This window comes from Bacillus sp. 05T31, from assembly GCF_056396725.1.
This window is the reverse complement of record NZ_JBFTMA010001426.1, coordinates 1-422: the sequence shown is the minus strand read 5'-3', so window position 1 is coordinate 422 and position 422 is coordinate 1. Positions and strand designations below refer to the sequence as shown.

The 422-nt window shown below is 26.1% G+C and carries 1 pseudogene; it reads right to left on the bottom strand.

Annotation, left to right across the window (positions count from 1 at the left end):
- Positions 1–62: 62 nt before the first annotated feature.
- Positions 63–422 (bottom strand): annotated as a pseudogene (locus AC1DJR_RS33645) (tetratricopeptide repeat protein); the annotation flags it as partial.

Genomic DNA, 422 nt, shown 5'->3' with positions numbered 1-422 from the left:
TCCATATACTCTGAAAAACAATACTGCTAATCCTAAAAACACTTAAAATACCTACATTTAATTTAAACGTATATACCCTCTTTTTGTTGAATAATTTTTCTAGCTTCATAACTTAAATAAAAATACTGGATAGCTTTCTTTTCATTTGCAACATCAAAATATTGAATCGCTAACCGCTCCGCATATTTTTTTACTTCTATCCATAAATTTTGTTCTTTAAAATATTGAATTGCTTCTTCGATAATCACTTCTAACTCTTCAATCGGTATTTCTTCATTTAATGCTTTTAAAATATTGAAATGATACTCATATTCTCTGTTACATATTTTCAATCCCTTTTCAATATACCGACTCGCTTCTTTGAATTTTTTTAGTTTTGAATATTCACTCGCTAATAAAAATATTGTTTTATAATCTTTCTC